This window comes from Yoonia sp. SS1-5, assembly GCF_038443705.2.
In the GTDB taxonomy this organism is placed as follows: domain Bacteria; phylum Pseudomonadota; class Alphaproteobacteria; order Rhodobacterales; family Rhodobacteraceae; genus Yoonia; species Yoonia rhodophyticola.
Genome location: NZ_CP151767.2, coordinates 3,538,157 through 3,557,724, shown reverse-complemented (window position 1 = coordinate 3,557,724; position 19,568 = coordinate 3,538,157). Strand labels below are relative to the sequence as shown.

Here is a 19,568-nt window from a genome sequence, read left to right as displayed (position 1 = left end):
CAATTGCGCATTCATGCAAGTTGGGAAAATGCCTCAGACATAGTCACAAACGAACACATATACGCCACAATTACTGCATTTAACCCTCTCATACCGAGTGTTTTTTTGAAGATACCTATGAATAAGTTCTTAATCGCGTTCACCGTCATCTGGACGTATGCAAGTGTTTTGCATGCGCAGGGTACGCCTGTGCAGGATGCAGATCCGAATTTTCTGGCGACAACGCTGTCAGGGCTTATTCAGGAAGACCTTGAATTTGTCGATATGACAAAAATCCCGGGCAATGACGGGACCATGATGGCGCTTTGCCATCAGACACGCGGGATCACCATATTCGACTATCCGATCACCAATGATATTCTGGCTTATGTGCTGGCAAGCAACGAATGCGCTGGCCCCGAGATCAGATCGTTCAGCACCGAACAGATGACAACCGCCCAGTCGCTCAATCTGGTATCGCAGGACATTCCGCCGATTGCAGGCAACACGCTGCAGCGCAATGCGCAGACCTATGGCGTTCTGATCGGCGCTGCTCTGATCCTGTTCTGGCTCATCTGGCGCGGTTTGAAGGCATTGTTCGGATTGAACCCCAGCAGCCCGCTGCGGAAAAAAGCGGCGCATAGCATCATGTCCGCCCTTTGCCATGCGGCCAAATGCGACGGGCTGGTATCATCCCGCGAAGTCAGGCTGATCGGCCGCACGATGGACCGGCTGACGCGGCGCAAGTTTGCCGATGCCGAGATCGTGCGTCTGGCGGACCGGGTGCATCTGAACCTTACGCCGCAGGACTATATCAACTTTGGCAAGGGACTGCGTGACCGCGAGAAGGACGTCATGCTGCAGGCCGTGCTTTATATCACCATGGCGGGGGGCCGCATGCTTCCCAGCGAGCATAAGTTTGCGACTGAGCTTGCGCATGGTCTTGGCATTCCTGCCGAAGATTTCCGTCGGGTGCTCTACCAGGCATTTGAAGACATGGAAGCCAATCCCGTCTGAACCATGGGGATAGACCGCAATTCCTTAACCACGCAGCATGCGCAGGCCTTGGGTTGAATCGCCGCGAACCGCCAGGCGCAAGCCCGGTTCATCCCCTGCCTTCAATGCAGACAGGATCAACTTGTGATGGGCCGGCGGCTCTTTCCTGTTCAATCGGCCGTAGAGGGCGCGCATGGTTGGCCCAAGTTGCAGCCAGACGGTTTCAGTGATCGCCAGCATCGCCGGCGCCTGCGCGCGCAGATACAATGTGCGGTGAAATTCCAGGTTCATGCGGATGAAGCCCGACGCGTCATGCCGCGCCACCATCTGGCTGACGCCCTGATTTATCGTCTCCAACCGTTCGATCAGCGCAAAGTGGGCACGCGGCAGCGCACGTGACGCAAGCTCGGGCTCGAGCAAGGCGCGCAGGGTCGCCAGCTCCTCGATACGCTCGTTTGACAGGGCTGGCGTTGATACCCGGCCCGAGGATGACAGGAACAACGCCCCTTCTGCGACTAACCTGCGCACTGCTTCGCGCGCCGGGGTCATGGACACATCATAGGTCTTGCCAATACCGCGCAGGGTCAACGCCTCGCCGGGGCCAATTTCGCCATGCATGATCCGGGTGCGTAACGCGCGATAGACGCGCTCATGCGCCGCGGTCGATGGATCAATAGGGCGCGGTTGTATCATCATGGGTGAAGTTTTGATTGGCGCGGCACCGCCGGTCAATCATCAAACTGATATCGGTGCAATTGATCGCCATTCTCGCGCAGCCAGCGACGCTTGGGCTGGTAGTCCGGATCAAGCCCTGCAACCACCGCCCAGAACGCATCGGAATGGTTCATTTCCACCAGATGCGCCACCTCATGTGCCGCCACATAGTTCAGGATTTCGGGCGGCGCCATGATCAGACGCCACGAATACATCAAGACCCCTGCACTGGAACACGACCCCCAGCGCGACCGCGTATCGCGCAACGATAATCTGGCATATTGCCGCCCGAGCTGTGTCGCATACGCATCGGATGCCGCTGCCAACCGGTCACGCGCCGCTATGCGCAGGATCGCCTTTACCTGAGTCGCCGCACGCGCGGGATCTGTCACCAGAAAATTGCCCGCCTCAAGCCGCGCCCGGCCCGATGTCGCAGCGATGATCGGGTGGGATCGCCCCTCGAACATGACATCACCACCCAGTCCAACGGGGATTACAGGCGCCACATCCGCAAGATGTTCGCGCAGCCACGCCTCGCGCTCGGACAGAAAGGCTACCCCCTCGCGATCCCGCGCATGCGGCGGCAGCGTCAGGATCACCCGGCCGTCAAGCCGGGACAGACGCAACGACATCCTTTTAGCGCGGGCAGATCGGCGCAGGATCACATCAATCGGGGGGTTGCCTTCAAGCGTGTGACGGCCCATATCCAACTTTCATCTTTTAACACTGCCAAAGCCTTTGACAGCCCATGCGGCTTATGGCAGTTGGCAGCGATACCCCGCAAGGGGCCAAGCAAGATTCGAAGGGATTGCCAATGCCAAAGGAAGAATGGGGCACCAAGCGTCTTTGCCCTGAGACCGGCAAGCGCTTTTACGACCTGAACGCGACGCCGATCATCAGCCCCTATACCGGCAACGAAGTGACAGTGGACACCTCCAAAACCCGGACAATGGTTGCCGATGCAGAGGACGCCCAAACCAAGAAAATGAAAGAGGCCGAGGAAGAAGACGATCTGGTCCTCGATGATGACGACGACGAAGATGTCGATCTTGGTGACGACGTTCTGGAAGATGACGACGACGATGACACAGTCTCGCTTGACGAACTGGCCGACGTCGCAACCAATGAAGACGATAGCTAAATTACGATTGGCAGGCGCGATTTTTACTTGATCTCGCCTGACCTGCTGCCTAGACAGCATCACGCAGTTTGATCTGCATCCCGGCGAAGTGTTTCGCCAAAGATGGGGCCTTAGCTCAGTTGGGAGAGCGCTTGCATGGCATGCAAGAGGTCAGGGGTTCGACTCCCCTAGGCTCCACCATCCTGCTTTTACGCCATTCACCGTGATTTTGCGCTTGGGCAGTGATTGCGTTCCGTGCGAAATCTGCGCTAGTCCGTCAGCCGCAAGTTTCATCGACCGGACTTTGCTGCAGCCCTTATCATAAAACCATTCCGCCCCAACTCTAGCGTCGGGCTGCACCACGTACGATTGCACCGACTTCCATGAGTTGTTCATAGAGCGGATTTGTCTTGCGCCAGACCATGCCGATCGTGCGCGAGGGCGCGGGGGCCGGGAAACGCGCGATTGCCACATCGGCCGAGCGCGTCTCGATAGGGACAGCCATTTCCGGAATGAGCGTGACACCCATGCCCGCGCTGACCATCTGCACCAGCGTGGTCAGCGAACTCCCTTCCATAATTCGTTTGGCCGGGCTGCCGTTCAGGGCGCAGAACGACAACGCCTGGTCCCGAAAGCAGTGGCCTTCTTCCAGCAACAAAAGTTCCATCATGGCCAGGCTTTGCGGTGCGGGAACGGGTTTATTCTGATCCTTGCAGGGGCGCACAAGAACGAAGTTTTCGTCAAAAAGGGCAAATTCCTGCAAGGACGGCTCGGACATCGGCAGCGCCACGACTGCCAGATCAAGATGTGCGGCAGACAGTTCGTTGATCAATGATTGGGTCACGGTCTCGCGGACCTCCAGATCAAGATCCGGGAACCGGTCGGTGAGCGCGGTCATGATCCCAGGCAAAAGATAGGGTGCAACGGTTGGAATGATCCCCAGGCGCAATCGGCCCGCCAACGGGCCTTTGGAGGCCCGCATCAGTTCTTCCAACTCGCCCACATTCAGCAACACGGTGCGCGCCCGGTCCAAGAAAGCCTGTCCCAACGCCGTTAATCTGATCTGTCGCGTGGCGCGTTCGACCAAGGGCGCGCCAGCGATCCCCTCAAGCTCTTTGATCTGCACGGACAGGGCTGGTTGTGAAATTGCGCAGGCCTCCGCCGCCCGGCCAAAATGTTTATGGCGGGCCAGAGCGTCGAAATACTGCAATTGCTTCAAGGTCAGACCGATCATAACAAAAAACTATCAAACCGGTTAGAACATTCAATTAGATTCATTGTTTCCTGTTTGGTAAACGCAGCGCAGATGTCGGATGATCCCGACCCCCTTTTCAGCAGATGGAGATTTTCATGGACGGAAATGACGTAAAACCAACAGGCGGTTGCCCCGTCATGCATGGTGGCAATACCGGCAACGACAAGCCGGTGACCAAATGGTGGCCCAACGCCCTGAATATCGACATTCTGCATCAGCATGGCGCGCGCACGAACCCGATGGATGCGGATTATGATCACCGTGAGGCGGTCAAAGCGCTGGACTATGACGCGGTAAAGGCCGACGTTAAAGCGTTGATGGTCGAAAGCCAGGAATGGTGGCCTGCAGATTGGGGCCATTATGGGGGTCTGATGATCCGGTTGGCATGGCACTCTGCCGGGTCCTACCGGATGCAGGATGGCCGTGGCGGCGCCGGTTCCGGCAATATCCGCTTTGCGCCCCTTAATTCATGGCCGGACAATGCAAGCCTTGATAAGGCCCGTCGTCTGCTGTGGCCTGCCAAGAAAAAATACGGCAATGCGCTCAGCTGGGCTGACCTGATCATTCTGGCCGGGAACATGGCCTACGAATCCATGGGCCTGAAGACCTTTGGCTTTAGCTTTGGCCGCGAGGATATCTGGGCGCCGGAAACGGACGTCTATTGGGGATCAGAAACCGAATGGCTCGCCCCAAGCGAGCAGCGTTACGGCGATCTGGACAACCCATCAACCATGGAAAACCCGCTGGCCGCCGTGCATATGGGCCTGATCTATGTGAACCCCGAGGGTGTGAATGGTCAGCCTGACCCGGCCCGTACCGCGCTACATGTCCGCGAGACATTTGCGCGCATGGCGATGAATGACGAAGAGACTGCCGCGCTTACATGTGGTGGTCATACGGTGGGCAAGGCCCATGGTGGGGTCGCCGGCGACGATATCGGCGTGGAGCCAGAGGCCGCAGCGTTAGAGCAGCAAGGTTTCGGTTGGGCCAATGCCGACCATCAGGGCAAGGCAGCAAATGCCTTTACCTCCGGGATTGAAGGGGCCTGGACCAAAGAGCCCACGAAGTGGGACATGGGGTATTTCGATTACCTGTTCAACTATGATTGGGAATTGACGAAGTCTCCGGCTGGTGCAAACCAATGGGCGCCCGTGAACATGCCCGATGACCAAAAGCCCGTGGATGCCAGCAACCCGGCGGTCCACAAGACACCGATGATGACCGATGCCGATATGGCGATGAAGGTTGACCCGATCTACAACGAGATTTGCCAGAAATTCATGGCCGATCCCGACTACTTTGCCGATACATTCGCCCGGGCCTGGTTCAAGCTGACGCACCGGGATATGGGTCCAAAGACCAACTATATGGGCAACGACGTTCCTGCCGAAGACCTGATCTGGCAAGATCCTGTGCCCGCAGGCAACACGTCTTATGATGTGGCGGCAGTCAAGGCAAAGATCGCCGATAGCGGCCTGTCCGCGTCTGACATGATCGCAACCGCGTGGGACAGCGCGCGGACCTACCGTGGTTCGGACAAGCGCGGCGGGGCAAATGGCGCCCGGATCCGGCTGGCGCCGCAAAAAGACTGGGCCGGGAATGAGCCGCAGCGTCTGGCAAAGGTCCTGGGCATTCTGGAACCCATCGCGGCGGAAACCGGGGCATCCGTTGCTGATGTGATCGTGCTTGCCGGCAATGTCGGGCTGGAGCAGGCAATCAAGGCCGGTGGTCACGACATCGCGGTGCCGTTCACCCCCGGTCGGGGTGATGCCACGGACGAGATGACCGACGCTGCGTCCTTTGATGTGCTCGAACCGTTTGCAGATGGTTTCCGCAATTGGGTCAAGAAAGACTATGCCGTCAGTGCCGAGGAAATGCTTCTGGATCGGGCGCAACTGATGGGGCTGACTGCGGCAGAAATGACTGTTCTGCTGGGCGGTATGCGGGTCATGGGGACCAACCATGGTGATGCGGACCATGGCGTCTTTACCGACCGCAAGGGTCAGCTGACGTCAGATTTCTTCGTGAACCTGACCGACATGGCCTATAGCTGGCATCCGGTATCGGACGGCACGTATGAAATCCGCGACCGCAAATCTGGCGCCATAAAATTCACGGCGACAAGTGCGGATCTTGTATTTGGATCCAACTCGATCCTGCGCGCCTATGCAGAAGTCTACGCACAAGACGACAACGCCGAAAAATTCGTGCGGGATTTCGTCGCCGCATGGACCAAGGTGATGAACGCGGATCGGTTCGACCTGCTTGACTAAATGACCAAGCGGCCGGGCAGCGCGAACGCTCGCCCGGCCGTTTCATTGGCTGAATATGCCCTGACATATTGTTTCCAGTTCACCGGACCGCGCTTGGGCTAACCCAAAAGGAACTTGCACACAGGGCTGGTGTTTCGATGCGTTACATCTCTCGTCTAGAGAGGCAAAAGCACCAACCGACGCTCGATGCGATAAATGGGCTCAGCGACGGTCTCGGGACCACGATGACTGCGGTTGTCTCCGAGATTGAAGGCCTACTTCGCAAAGACTAGTCCATTGAATTAAAGCTATTTTATTGCTTCATCGCAGCCAATGAAGTTTGAAGCATAGGCCGTTTCGTGACCCAAATGGCGATGTCGGGTGACTTTTTTCATCTACAGCAAATTTACTCGTCCTTACCCACACTTCGAATAACCGCATGACGCGCATGTCATACAGCCTTCGATCATCCGCAACTCATATGCCCCACACGAGGTGCATGCTTTGCCGCGCTGTCCACCGTTGATCGCAACAACATCCGCCTGCGGATCGGCCTTCAGCCCCATCCCTTCACCCGCCAGAAATCCGGTGGAGATCATGTGCTTTTCAATCACCCCACCAATTGCGGCGAGGATTGATGGCACATACTTGCCCTGCATCCACGCACCGCCGCGCGGGTCGAACACCGCCTTGAGTTCCTCCACCACAAACGACACGTCACCACCGCGCCGAAAGACCGCGGAAATCATCCGGGTCAGCGCGACGGTCCAGGCAAAATGCTCCATATTCTTGGAATTGATGAACACCTCGAATGGGCGCCTGTGTCCAGCAATCACCAGATCATTTACAGTGATGTAAATGGCATGCTCTGAATCAGGCCATTTCAGCTTGTAGGTCGCCCCGTCCAGCTCCTGTGGCCGATCCAGCGGTTCGGACATATAGACCACCTCAGCACCTTCGTCGCCGTCCCGGACCTGATCGGGAACCTCTGATGGCGAGGCCTCCTCTGACACTGACAAAACGGATCCGGTCACATCATTCGGACGATACGTGGTGCAGCCCTTACAGCCCTGATCCCAGGCTGCCATGTATACTTCCTTGAAGTCTTCAAAGCTGATGTCTTCAGGGCAGTTAATTGTTTTGGAGATCGAACTGTCGATCCATTTCTGCGCGGCCGCCTGCATACGCACATGATCAAGCGGCGCCAACGTCTGCGCGTTGACAAAATAATCTGGCAGGGGCGCGTCCCCTTTCAAATCACGCCACAGCTGGACGGCATAGTCGACAACCTCTTCCTCGGTCCGCGATCCATCCTTTTGCAAAACCTTTCGGGTGTAGGCATAGGCAAACACGGGCTCGATTCCGGAAGAGACGTTGCCTGCATACAAGCTGATCGTACCGGTTGGCGCGATTGACGTCAGCAACGCATTTCGTATGCCTTTTTGACGGATAGCATCTTTTACGTCCTCATCCATGTCTTGCATTGCGCCGCTCGCCAGGAACGCGTCAGCATCAAACAGCGGGAAAGCGCCTTTCTCGCTCGCCAGGCTCGCAGAGGCCAGATAAGCGGCGCGGGCGATAGCGTGCATCCAGCGATCGGTCTGACGCGCCGCCTCCTCCGAGCCATAGCGCAGACCGACCATCAGCAGCGCATCCGCCAGTCCGGTAATGCCCAGCCCGATGCGGCGCTTTGCCTGCGCTTCGGCCTGCTGCGCCGCCAATGGAAAACGGGATGCGTCGACCACATTATCCATCATCCGTACGGCTGTGGCGACCAGTTCTGTCAGCGCGTCATCGTCCAGCGCAGCCGCATCCCCAAACGGGTCCGTCACAAGACGGGCCAGATTGATCGAGCCAAGCAGGCAGGCGCCATAAGGCGGCAGCGGCTGCTCACCACATGGGTTGGTTGCAGCAATTGTCTCGCAGTAACTCAGATTGTTCATCTGGTTGATACGGTCGATAAAGATCACACCCGGTTCGGCATAGTCATAGGTTGACCGCATGATCGCATCCCACAGATCGCGAGCCTGCACGGTGCGATAGGTTTCGCCATCAAAGACAAGATCCCACGGCCCGTCCGCCTTGACCGCATCCATGAATGGGTCCGTCACCAGTACCGACATGTTGAACATACGCAGACGGGCCGGATCGGACTTGGCCGTGATGAACGCCTCGATATCCGGATGGTCACAGCGCATTGTTGCCATCATCGCACCCCTGCGGGATCCCGCGGACATGATCGTGCGGCACATCGCATCCCAGACATCCATGAACGACAGCGGGCCGGATGCATCCGCTGCCACGCCTTTGACACCCGCGCCCTTGGGACGAATGGTCGAGAAATCATAGCCGATCCCGCCACCCTGCTGCATGGTCAGCGCCGCCTCTTTGAGCATATCAAAGATACCACCCATACTGTCAGGCACCGTTCCCATGACAAAGCAGTTGAACAAGGTGACCGAGCGGGCAGTGCCCGCACCTGCGGTGATCCGGCCAGCGGGCAGGTATTTGAAATCGGCCAAAGCGTCGTAAAACCGATCCTCCCAGGCGGCCGGGTCACTCTCGACCGCGGCCAATGCGCGTGCGATCCGGCGCCAGGTATCCTCAACCGTTTCGTCAATCGGCGTGCCATCAGCCTCTTTGAACCGGTATTTCATATCCCAGATTTGTTCAGCAATTGGGGCAGAGAAACGAGACATGAGGAATGTCGTCCTTTTCACATGAGGGATTCGCGGAAAGCCCTGATATTCAGACCGCCAGGATGTTAGATTGACGGCCATACTTACCATATATGGTGGTTGAACTCAAGAAAACCACCATATACACCGATACCCCTGATCACGTTGAATATCGACCAGGCAGGCCTATTTGTTATCATAATCCGGGGGGGGATAAACGATAAATGACCAAGACCGTTCATCTGCTCAAACTTTCCGTCGGCACCGAAGACGTCGCAGGCCTGGCCGCCTGGCAATCGACAAAGCGGGCGCAGTCGGATGACGGCCTGCCTCGTCACATCACCCGGATGTGGCCGAAACGCGGCGACGAGATTGTCAACGGGGGCTCGATTTTCTGGGTCATCAAGGGCGTCATCCTGTGCAGGCAACCCGTTTTGCGGCTTGACGAATATATCGGGGCCGATGGCATCCGGCGCTGCGCCATCTGCTGCAAACCCGGATTGATCAGGGTTGCGGCGACACCAAAACGCGCCTTTCAGGGCTGGCGATATCTGAGCGTGGACGACGCACCTGCCGATTTGCCCCAAGGCCGACAAAGCGAAGAGGCCCTGCCCCCCGAACTCAGCAAGGCGCTGGCCGCTATCGGCGTCCGCTAAAGCAGACCTGTCGGATGACGTAAGGGGCATGACCCACGCAGACCGGGCCCCCAGTTTGACTGATACTTCATGAAATCTGCACAGGCGTCGCGGAATTAGTCGTGTCCGACCCTAGGCAGGTTGCCACCCGTTGTGCCATGTTCGCCCGACAGGAGGATCCCCCATGACCATATTCAGCAGCGCGTTCGCCGACGTCCCACTTACCGATCAGTCCATCACCGAACGGGTTTTTGCAGGATTGATTGACCGCCCCGACGACGTTGTCCTGACGGACGGCCCCACAGGGCGCACGATGACGACTGCGGCTTTCATGGATCAGGTCAAGCGGTTGGCGGGCGGTCTGACCCAGGCGGGGTTCGGTGCAGGGCATACTGTTGCGCTGATGGCCCCGAACATCCCGGAATATTGTGTGATTTTCCATGCGGTGGCCTGGGCTGGGGGAACAATCACGACACTGAACCCAACCTACACCGCCCCCGAGATCAAACATCAGCTGGCGGACTCGCAAGCCGAGTTGCTGATCACCATTCCCGATTTTGTGGGCACGGCACAGGAAGCCGCCGGTGATATCGGCGTGATCGCAATCGGCTCACCTGAGTTTCTGGGCCTCATGGGTGATCCCATCAACGCACAGGTTCCCGTTGACCTCGATAAGCATACGGTTGTGCTGCCATACTCGTCAGGCACGACCGGGCTGCCCAAGGGCGTCATGTTATCGCACCGCAACCTTGTGGCCAATTGCGATCAGATCATCGCTGCGGGGGGCTTTCGGAAAGGCGAGGTTGCGGCAGGCTTTCTGCCGTTCTTCCATATCTATGGTATGACAGTTTTGATGAATGTGCATCTTGCCGGTGGTGGGGCCGTGGTGACCTTGCCGCGTTTTGATCTGCCGTTGTTCCTGCAAATCAGTCAGGATCACAAGTCGCGGCGCATGTGGATCGTGCCACCGGTCGCACTGGCGCTTGCCAAGCATCCGATTGTGGATGACTACGACCTCAGCGCGCTGGAACAGGTGTTTTCCGGCGCGGCGCCATTGGGTGCGGAACTCTCCAATGCGGTCGAGGCCCGGCTTGGCTGCACATCGTTGCAGGGCTACGGCATGACAGAGCTGGCCCCGGTGTCACACGTGACCCCGGGTGCCGCCAACAAACCCGGCGGGTCCGGGCAGGCTGTTCCCAATACCCATTGTCGCATTGTCGATATCGAAACCGGCGCTGATCTGCCTGCCGGACAGGAAGGTGAATTGTGGATCAAGGGTCCGCAGGTGATGCAGGGCTATCTGAACAATCCCTCAGCCACCGCCGCAACCATTGTGGATGATGGCTGGCTGCGCACCGGCGATATCGCCCGGATTGACGCCGATGGTTACATGTTCATTGTGGACCGGCTGAAAGAGCTGATCAAATACAAGGGCTTTCAGGTGGCCCCGGCCGAGCTGGAGGCCACGCTGGTTGGTATGGACGGCATCACCGATGCCGCCGTGATCGGTCTGCCCGACCCGGAAGCAGGCGAGCTGCCCATCGGTTTTGTCGTCGCGGCCGAAGGGGGGCCGGACGAAACCGCGATCATGGCGCATTTCGACAAAACGCTGGCCTCCTACAAGCAGCTGCATCAAATACGGTTTGTGGACGAAATCCCGAAATCTGCATCCGGCAAGATCCTGCGCCGGTTCCTGCGCGACAAGATTGCCGCCGAATAACGTCGCTAGGCTGTATCGAGGACAATTGCCGCGCGTTTCAGCTTGTCGACGATCTCGCCGACCTGATCATCCGACATGATGAAAGGCGGCGCCAGCAGGACATGATCGCCATACTGGCCGTCACGGGTGCCGCGCATCGGATAGCAGATCAACCCGGCCTCAAAGGCGGCCGCCTTGAAACGGCCAGCAATGTTCAGGCCCGGCGCAAACGGTGTCTTGTCTGCCCGGTCAGCCACAAATTCCATACCCAGAAACAGACCCCTGCCCCGGATATCCCCGATATTCGGGTGCTGGCCAAACGCGTCATGCAGCGCACCGCGCAGCTTTTGCGACATCTCATTCACCCGGGGCAACAACCCGCGGCTCAAGATCGCGTCCACCACGGCAACACCGGCGGCACAGGCGACCGGATGGCCGATATAGGTATGACCATGCTGGAAAAACCCCGAACCTGCGGCGAGTGCCTGATAGATCGCATCCGTACACAACATCGCACCAATCGGCTGGTAGCCCGCGCCCAATCCCTTGGCGATGCACAGGATGTCCGGCGTCACACCATCCGCCTCGCAGGCAAACAAATGTCCCGTGCGCCCCATGCCGCACATGACCTCGTCAAGGATCAGCAAGACGCCATATGTATCGCAAATCTCGCGGATACGTTTGAAATACCCTTCGACCGCGGGGACTGCCCCCATTGTTGCACCCACAACCGGTTCAGCCACAAAGGCCATCACCGTGTCCGGCCCAAGGCGCAGGATTTCGTCCTCCAACTCTTGGGCGGCGCGTTGCCCGTAGTCGAACGCGGTCTCGTCCGCGTCTTTTTCGACGTACTCGTAACAGGGGGCGATATGGCTGACATCAATCAGGATCGGGGCGAATTGCGCCCGCCGCCAGGCGTTGCCGCCGGTGGCCAACGCCCCAAGCGTATTGCCATGATAACTTTGGCGCCGCGCGATGATATGGCGCCGGTCCGGGGCGCCGCGTTCCAGATGGTATTGCCGGGCAAGCTTCAAGGCAGCCTCGACCGCCTCGGACCCACCAGAGACGAAATAAACGCGATCCAGATCCCCCGGGGCCTGCGCGATCAGCAGATCCGCCAGTTTTTCCGCCGGTTCGCTGGTGAAAAAGCCCGTATGCGCAAAGGCAAGCTGGCCCGCCTGGTCCTGTATTGCCTTGATTACGGCGGCATCGCCATGGCCAAGACAGGACACCGCCGCGCCCCCTGACCCATCGAAATACCACTTGCCGCTGTCATCAATCAGATAACACCCCTCGCCGCTGACGGCCTTGACGGGAGGGGCTGCAATTTGGCGCGGAAAGACGTGGCTCATGGGGTGACTACCTTTGTGATCGTCGGGGTCCAAGCTTTGTATAGGCATGGCATGATCGGCACAGGGAATCCACCGCACTGCGTACAAGCAAGTCCTAAATGCGAGGCACACCTACGATGATCTGCGCGCAGCCAACCCCAAAAAGCATAGGAATTCTGCACAATTGCTTTTCAAAGTTTGACATCACTGGGCAGTTTCGCGAACCTTCTGCCAAGCGGTGCGCAAAAGCCCGCAGCGAAAAAGGGAGTATTTCGTGAAACATCTCAACATTATCGGTGGCGCCATTGCGGCCGCCGCACTTACATTCGGCGGCGCGGCAAGCGCACAGGATCAGCAATTCATCTCAATCGGGACCGGTGGCGTCACAGGCGTCTACTACCCAACCGGCGGCGCGATCTGTCGCCTCGTCAATCGCGACCGCAAGGATCACGGGATCCGCTGCGCAGTCGAGTCGACCGGTGGATCTGTCTACAACATCAACACCATCAAGGCGGGCGAGCTAGAGTTCGGCGTGGCCCAATCTGACTGGCAGTACCATGCCTATAACGGCACATCGCAGTTTGCAGACAACCCGTTCCCTGATGTCCGCGCGATGTTCTCGGTCCATCCAGAGCCATTCACACTGATCGTGCGTGCCGATAGCGGCATCACATCCTTTGAAGAGCTCAAAGGCCAGCGCGTGAATGTCGGCAACCCCGGATCTGGCCAGCGCGCCACAATGGAAGTTGTCATGGAAGCCTTCGGGATGACTATGGACGATTTCGCCCTCGCGACAGAGTATAAAGGTTCTGAAATGGCCAAGCAGATCTGCGACGATAATATCGACGCGATGATCTACACGATCGGTCACCCGGCTGCCGCAATCAAGGAAGCGACAACAACCTGTGACGTGAAACTGGTCTCTGTCACCGGCGCGCCTGTTGATGCGCTTGTGAACGACAACCCTTACTACCGCGTGGCGACTATTCCTGCCGGCATGTATGCGGGCACTGATGAAGACACAACAACCTTTGGTGTTGGGGCGACATTCGTGACCTCTGCGCAGGTGTCCGATGATGTGGCTTACGTGGTTGCCAAGGCCGTGATGTCGAACCTGGATGATTTCCGCGGATTGCACCCTGCATTTGCAAATCTGGAAGCCAGCGAGATGGTCAGCGACGGGCTGTCTGCACCACTGCATCCCGGCGCAGAAAAAGCCTATAAAGAGCTTGGTCTGATGGAATAGGACCGTCGTTCTGACGGCCTAGAAACAACGCGACCGCCCCCCGCAACATGGGGGGCGGTTGCCACATTTTGCACATCGCCAGTGCATCTGCAGGGGGACCAGATTTGACCGAGACACGCACCGCCGAAGACATGGTGGCCGAAGCCGATACCGGCGCCCGCCAAGCCAGCCCCTTTGCCATGCAGATGATTTTCGCCCTGTGCATCATCTGGTCGCTCTTTCAGCTTTATATTGCCTCCAAGCTGCCCGGCGTTCTGGCGCAGGCAACAGGTTTCAGTGACTTTGCCAATATTGTTGCACAGGCGCGCTACGTGCATCTGGCCTTTGCCATTGTTCTGGCCACGCTGGCCTTTCCGATCTTTGGGCACCGGGACCGTATCCCCACCTATGACTGGATCCTTGCGATCCTTGGAACGGTGGCCTGTCTCTATCTGGTTGTGAACAGGTTCGAAATTGCGACCCGTCCGGGCCTGTGGTCCACAACGGATATCGTCATGTCCGGTATCGGCATGGTGGTTCTGATGATCGCTGTGTACCGCTCGCTGGGACTGCCGCTTGTGATCATTGCGTCGATGTTCCTCGCGCTGGCATTCTTTGGCGGGTATTCCGAATGGGTCGGCAGTATTACAAATTACGGCGGGTCGTCTTTCAGCAAGGCGATGGGCCATTACTGGATGCAGACCGAAGGGGTCTTCGGGGTCGCTCTGGGCGTTTCGACGTCAATGATTTTCCTCTTCGTGCTCTTTGGGGCGCTTCTTGAAAAGGCGGGCGGCGGCAACTGGTTCATCAAGGTGGCCATCGCCCTGCTGGGCGCCCTACGGGGCGGTCCGGCCAAGGCAGCGGTCCTGTCCTCGATGATGACGGGCATGATCTCTGGCTCATCTATTGCGAACACTGTGACCACCGGGACCTTCACCATCCCCCTGATGAAGCGGATCGGCTTTTCCGGTGAAAAGGCGGGCGCGGTAGAGGTGGCATCGTCCACCAATGGGCAACTGACACCACCCGTTATGGGGGCCGCGGCCTTCCTGATGGTCGAATATGTGAACATTCCCTATATCGAAGTCGTCAAGCATGCCTTCCTGCCTGCGGTGATTTCCTACATCGCCCTGCTTTATATCGTGCATCTGGAAAGCCTGAAGATGGGGCTGGAAGGGTTGAAAAAGCCAGGGCGCCATATCGGTGTGGTGATGATCCTGATCCTGTTCATCAGCGGCTTCATCGGCATGGCCGCGATTACCTTCCTTGTGATCGGCTTTCGGGCGATGCTGGAACCCATGATGCCGGGCAATACGGTCTATGCGGCCCTTGTCCTGTTGGGGGTCGCCTATCTGGCGCTGGTTTACATCGCATCACGTTACCCCGATGTGCAGGTTGATGACCCCAATGCAACCGCGGTCGCAGCACCACGGCTGACGCCTACCTTCCTGGGCGGGGCGTATTTTGCGCTCCCTATTTTCGTATTGGTCTGGAACCTGATGGTGCGAACAGAGACGCTCGACCGGCTATCGCCTGCCCTCTCGGCCTTCTGGGCCACCATTGCGATGATCATCGTGGCGCTGACCCACAGACCACTCAAGGCGATTTTCCGGGGCGAATCCGATTTTGCCAATCAGACCGTCGCGGGTTTCCGTGACTTTGTCGCGGGCCTCGAAGGGGGCGCGCGCAACATGATCGGGATCGGCGTAGCAACCGGGGCCGCGGGCATCATCGTGGGCACCATTTCCCTGACCGGGGCGCATCAGATCATCGGCCAGGTGATCGAGGTTATCTCGGGCGGCAACCTGATCATTCTGCTTGTGCTGGTGGCGGTACTGTCGTTGATCCTGGGGATGGGCCTGCCGACCACAGCCAACTATATCGTGGTGTCCTCACTAATGGCCCCGGTCATCGTGTCCGTCGGGGCGCAGTCTGGGCTGATTGTGCCGTTGATCGCTGTGCACATGTTTGTGTTTTATTTCGGCATTCTGGCGGATGATACACCTCCCGTCGGCCTCGCGGCCTACGCGGCAGCGGCGATCAGCCGGGGTGATCCGATCAAGACAGGGGTGCAGGGCTTTGCCTACGACATCCGGACAGCCCTGCTGCCGTTCATGTTCATCTTCAACACGGATTTGCTGCTGATCAATGTGGGGCCCGCCAAGGCGGTCTTTGTCTTCTTTGTCTCCCTTGTTGCGATGCTGGTCTTTGCCGCGGTGACCCAAGGGTATTTCATCGCCAAGAACCGCAAATGGGAAGCAGGGGTGATGTTGTTGATCGTCTTCATGCTGTTCCGACCGGATTTCTGGCTGGACCAGTGGCAGGACAAATACACTTATCATCAAGGTCCGGCGGCGCTTGCAGCCCTGCAGGAACTGCCAAGTGGCAGCAATGCACGGTTGGAAATTTCGGCACCTGATTTCGACACAGGGATCGTCGGCAATATCACAGTGGTCTTCACACCCGAGACAGAAGGCACCGGGTTGGAGCGATTGGAAGCCGCCGGCCTGACCGTGTTCGAAGATGGTGACATGCTGACCCTGGACGAACCATTCCCCGGAACGCCCTATTTCGACACGCTGGCAAACGACTATGATTTCTACGGCGATGAACCCGCGCAAATCGCCACGGTCGCCATCGAAAACGAGCGGATGCCCAAAGAAATCTTCTTCATCCCCGCATTCCTGCTTCTGGCACTGATTGTCTTCCTGCAGCGTGGGCGCGCAACCCAACCGGCCTTCTAGGGAGAAACCGATGTTCAGCAAAGTTCTCGTCCCTGTCGATGTCTCGCTTACGGATGAGACACAGCGACAACTGCAAGCCGCCAAGACGCTGACCGCGCCGTGGAACAGCGACCTGCATGTGGTGACAGTTGTGCCCAATGTCGGCATGGCCATCGTCGGGTCCTATTTTGATGACGATTTCGAGGCCAAAAGCAAAAGCGCGGTTCAAGTGGCCCTTGACGAGGCCGTGAATGCGGCTGGTTTGTCCGCGAACACTTACGCGCTGACAGGCACGGTCTATGACAAGGTCATTGATCTGGCTGACAAGCTCGCGATTGATCTGATCCTGATCGGCGCGCACCAGCCTGCGCTGCGGGACTACCTGTTAGGGTCTAACGCCGCTCGCGTCGTGCGGCACGCAAAAACATCGGTGCTGGTGCTCCGCAACTGAAGCGGTTTGGCCCTTCATTAAGTCCTTGGCGACTTCCATTTGGCGTAAACTCTGGTTCAGGGTCCGGAACGATGACGGAGGCCTGCTTGAATAACGAAAACGTACTCTGATGACCTCGGGGACGGTACCGTAGCAGCGTTGAAATCGCGGCAATGCTGTCGGCTTGCTGCAGTTCCAGGAAATGACCTGACTGCCAAATCTGCCCCAGCCTTTCATAACGTCCGGCCAACACAGGGACGGACAAATGCAGCCGAGATTTACCGCCGAACAAATCATCCAGATGATCGATGAACAGGAAGCTGGCGAGAAAGCCCGCTCGAAACGGATTCATCGAAAGCTTCAATGGAAAGCTCCGTAACAAATACGTCAATGAAACGCACTTCAGCGTACTGGCCGAGGCACGAAAAACCCTAGGTCGTGTTGACATTCAGGTACACCATTTGAGGGCACAGACGAGGTTTGTGAAGCCTAGATAGTTTTGGGCCAGTTTATCATAGCGGGTGGCGATGCGGCGGAAGTGTTTGATCCATTGCCCGGCAGTTGCTGCTTGCAGCAACGAGAGGGTGCTGAAGAACCGTTCGACGGCGTTACGGTCTTTATAGAGTACTGCATCGCACCCGCCCCACGATGTCGTCGTGGTGCGACGCGGAACGACCGGGGTCGCCCCCGCCGCAGCGATTGCGTGTATTGCCTGCGCACCATCATACCCTTTGTCCGCGAGAACAAAGTCGGCTTTCAGCCCCTGAAGCAGAGGTTCAATTTGGGTGATGTCATTGCGCTGTCCACCCGTCAGGATCAGGCGGACTGGATTGCCATGCGCATCGGTCGCAAGGTGGATTTTACTGCTGATCCCACCCCGTGAGCGTCCTAACGCCTGAGCTTCAGCCCCCCTTTTTGCGCGCCCGCGCTGTGCTGGTGGGCGCGAACGAAGGTGCTGTCCAAAACGATATACGCGAAGTCTGGATCATCTGCCATCGCATTGAAAAGACGATCAAACACCCCGTCCCGGCACTAGCGATTGAAGCGCATATAGACCGAATTCCACTTCCCGAAATGCTCCGGTAGGGCCCGCCAGTGCGCTCCGGTTCTCGCAAGCCAAAGAATGGCTTCCATGAATTTTCTATTGTCCTGACCGCTCCGTCCTGGGTCCGTCTGTTTGCCGGGCAAATGCGGTTCCAGCTTCGTCCAGACACTGTCACTTAGTTCTTGCCCGCTCAATCATGCTGGCTTCCTGCACAGTACCCAGCTTGAATCACAAACAGCCCCTTCTGGGAATCCCGAATGTCAACACAACCTAGGGTCAGGACCCATTATGCGTGGTCGAAGGACGACAACAATAAAAGACTGGGTTCGGCTGTAGGAGATCTGACAACGAGAGAGTTTGCAAGAAAAAGATGATGGACAACCCGGCCGTAGCGAGCTTTCAACTAACCATTGAGGTCCTTCCGCGCGGTGCGGGAAACTTAGAATCCAGTTCATCATAATCGAGGGAAATAACCCGCTTGCGATATCGACAAATTTGTTTTGTGGAAGCGTCTTGCGCGGTGTACTTTTCAGTATAACACTTATGACTGCTTTGTGTGTGGTCACTTTGCCCAGCCAAGCAGACCTGAATGAATGCGACGAAAACCAAACCGGTATCGCCCTTGGCGGTGCGAAAGTGTGTGTAGCGTCGGACATTCCTATCACCCAGATAGCCGATGCGACCGGCGCTGCGTTTCCCCTGAATGTTCCCGATTTTGACACTGCCCTAACTGATACGCCGCACGGCAAACATGATGCCGCACTTATGGCGCGGCCGATGGTTCAGCCCGACCCGCAGCGGTTTACGATCTCCGACCGCCCGGCGGCAAAGGCGCTGCATGACGGTCGCCTAACATATCTTGAGCCGGATGGCCTGACCTTGTTCGGGGCGCCATTTTTGTGCGGTGTGCCCCGTCGCTTGCCCCGCATCTGGCCACGCCAGGGGCCGAAACCTGCACATTGTTTGCACGTTTTGATGATACCCTGTCGGTCAGAATTCGGCTGACGACCGTGATTTGGCAAGGCACCCCCGCATGGCCCGCTTTTGACGAGAATGCACTACACTCATGGATCGCGCCCCCAGGGCGTATGGAACGCACTTTAGGCACGGTATTTTTTGTGACTCAATCGATTGATTAAGTAGGGACCCAAAAACTGTTTTCATTGAACGATGACCGAGCTGCGCAGTCGCGTGAAACTTTTTCAAACGCCGGCGCTGTACATCGGTCGACCGATTTCTATAGGCAGTTAGCGGGTTTCGGTAAGCAGGACGCCACTGTCGATCCGGCATCGTTGATGCTGGATACATGACGCCGCCGGAAGTCAACGAATAATCTGGAAAGCGTCAAGGCCCAGCTTCCCACCCAACGCAGCCCAAAAAATGCTGCGATCGGTTGACCTAAGGATCTATCTGCGGCGAAACCTCGAAGAGTAATCGTTCGACACACTTAAGCACGGCCGCTGGATCGTCACTCGCTTCGCGAAAC

The 19,568-nt window shown here is 57.6% G+C and carries 15 protein-coding genes, 1 tRNA gene and 2 pseudogenes; 11 read left to right on the top strand and 7 right to left on the bottom strand.

Annotated elements, in window-relative coordinates; all coding sequences use genetic code 11:
• Positions 1–117 precede the first annotated feature (117 nt).
• Positions 118–996, top strand: coding sequence for a TerB family tellurite resistance protein (locus tag AABB31_RS18935; protein WP_342076673.1), 879 nt, complete (start codon positions 118–120; stop codon positions 994–996).
• 24 nt (positions 997–1,020) lie between these two features.
• Here the strand turns inward: AABB31_RS18935 and AABB31_RS18930 are convergent, their stop codons facing one another.
• Together AABB31_RS18930 and AABB31_RS18925 are read right to left on the bottom strand one after the other, a co-directional pair.
• Positions 1,021–1,671: a GntR family transcriptional regulator gene (locus AABB31_RS18930; protein ID WP_342076674.1), complete on the bottom strand. Its 651-nt coding sequence runs from the start codon at positions 1,669–1,671 to the stop codon at positions 1,021–1,023.
• Between the two features lie 32 nt (positions 1,672–1,703).
• Positions 1,704–2,393: a M48 family metallopeptidase gene (locus AABB31_RS18925; protein ID WP_373635156.1), complete on the bottom strand. Its 690-nt coding sequence runs from the start codon at positions 2,391–2,393 to the stop codon at positions 1,704–1,706.
• Between the two features lie 110 nt (positions 2,394–2,503).
• On the opposite strand from AABB31_RS18925, the gene AABB31_RS18920 reads away from it, so the two are divergent.
• Together AABB31_RS18920 and AABB31_RS18915 are read left to right on the top strand one after the other, a co-directional pair.
• Positions 2,504–2,830 carry a TIGR02300 family protein gene (locus AABB31_RS18920; RefSeq protein WP_342076676.1) on the top strand — a complete coding sequence of 109 codons (327 nt, stop codon included), beginning with the start codon at positions 2,504–2,506 and terminating at the stop codon, positions 2,828–2,830.
• A gap of 104 nt (positions 2,831–2,934) precedes the next feature.
• A tRNA-Ala gene (locus AABB31_RS18915) sits at positions 2,935–3,010 on the top strand.
• Positions 3,011–3,152: 142 nt separating this feature from the next.
• Here AABB31_RS18915 and AABB31_RS18910 read toward each other — a convergent pair.
• A complete protein-coding gene (locus AABB31_RS18910) occupies positions 3,153–4,043 on the bottom strand; it encodes a LysR substrate-binding domain-containing protein (RefSeq protein WP_342076677.1) in 891 nt (296 codons plus the stop codon).
• Positions 4,044–4,159: 116 nt separating this feature from the next.
• Here AABB31_RS18910 and katG point away from each other — a divergent pair, with 116 nt between their 5' ends.
• Both katG and AABB31_RS18900 read left to right on the top strand, forming a co-directional pair.
• Positions 4,160–6,337, top strand: coding sequence for a catalase/peroxidase HPI (gene katG / locus AABB31_RS18905; RefSeq protein WP_342078937.1), 2,178 nt, complete (start codon positions 4,160–4,162; stop codon positions 6,335–6,337).
• A gap of 68 nt (positions 6,338–6,405) precedes the next feature.
• Positions 6,406–6,609, top strand: coding sequence for a helix-turn-helix transcriptional regulator (locus tag AABB31_RS18900; protein ID WP_342076678.1), 204 nt, complete (start codon positions 6,406–6,408; stop codon positions 6,607–6,609).
• A 123-nt stretch (positions 6,610–6,732) separates the two neighbouring features.
• Here the strand turns inward: AABB31_RS18900 and AABB31_RS18895 are convergent, their stop codons facing one another.
• On the bottom strand, positions 6,733–9,015 hold the full coding sequence (locus AABB31_RS18895; protein WP_342076679.1) for an adenosylcobalamin-dependent ribonucleoside-diphosphate reductase: 2,283 nt from the start codon (positions 9,013–9,015) through the stop codon (positions 6,733–6,735).
• A 203-nt stretch (positions 9,016–9,218) separates the two neighbouring features.
• Here AABB31_RS18895 and AABB31_RS18890 point away from each other — a divergent pair, with 203 nt between their 5' ends.
• Complete coding sequence (locus AABB31_RS18890) at positions 9,219–9,650, top strand: DUF1489 family protein (protein WP_373635152.1); 432 nt, start codon at positions 9,219–9,221, stop codon at positions 9,648–9,650.
• Between the two features lie 163 nt (positions 9,651–9,813).
• Positions 9,814–11,349, top strand: a complete 1,536-nt coding sequence (locus AABB31_RS18885) for an AMP-binding protein (protein WP_373635150.1) — start codon at positions 9,814–9,816, stop codon at positions 11,347–11,349.
• A 5-nt stretch (positions 11,350–11,354) separates the two neighbouring features.
• Here the strand turns inward: AABB31_RS18885 and AABB31_RS18880 are convergent, their stop codons facing one another.
• Positions 11,355–12,680, bottom strand: coding sequence for an aspartate aminotransferase family protein (locus AABB31_RS18880; RefSeq protein WP_342076682.1), 1,326 nt, complete (start codon positions 12,678–12,680; stop codon positions 11,355–11,357).
• Between the two features lie 253 nt (positions 12,681–12,933).
• Here AABB31_RS18880 and AABB31_RS18875 point away from each other — a divergent pair, with 253 nt between their 5' ends.
• The 3 genes from AABB31_RS18875 (at position 12,934) to AABB31_RS18865 (ending at position 17,058) form a co-directional block, all read left to right on the top strand.
• Positions 12,934–13,905: a TAXI family TRAP transporter solute-binding subunit gene (locus AABB31_RS18875; RefSeq protein ID WP_342076683.1), complete on the top strand. Its 972-nt coding sequence runs from the start codon at positions 12,934–12,936 to the stop codon at positions 13,903–13,905.
• 131 nt (positions 13,906–14,036) lie between these two features.
• Positions 14,037–16,628: a TRAP transporter permease gene (locus tag AABB31_RS18870; RefSeq protein WP_373635817.1), complete on the top strand. Its 2,592-nt coding sequence runs from the start codon at positions 14,037–14,039 to the stop codon at positions 16,626–16,628.
• A gap of 10 nt (positions 16,629–16,638) precedes the next feature.
• On the top strand, positions 16,639–17,058 hold the full coding sequence (locus AABB31_RS18865; protein ID WP_342076684.1) for a universal stress protein: 420 nt from the start codon (positions 16,639–16,641) through the stop codon (positions 17,056–17,058).
• Here AABB31_RS18865 and AABB31_RS18860 read toward each other — a convergent pair.
• Positions 17,000–17,401: a hypothetical protein gene (locus tag AABB31_RS18860; protein WP_342078958.1), complete on the bottom strand. Its 402-nt coding sequence runs from the start codon at positions 17,399–17,401 to the stop codon at positions 17,000–17,002. The two genes, AABB31_RS18865 and AABB31_RS18860, sit on opposite strands and share 59 nt — an antisense overlap.
• Between AABB31_RS18860 and AABB31_RS18855 the strand changes: the two are divergent.
• Positions 17,367–17,471, top strand: a pseudogene (locus AABB31_RS18855) (integrase core domain-containing protein); the annotation flags it as partial. The gene AABB31_RS18860 and the pseudogene AABB31_RS18855 sit on opposite strands and share 35 nt — an antisense overlap.
• A gap of 14 nt (positions 17,472–17,485) precedes the next feature.
• Here the strand turns inward: AABB31_RS18855 and AABB31_RS18850 are convergent.
• Positions 17,486–18,276, bottom strand: a pseudogene (locus tag AABB31_RS18850) (IS5 family transposase).
• Positions 18,277–19,568 lie beyond the last annotated feature (1,292 nt).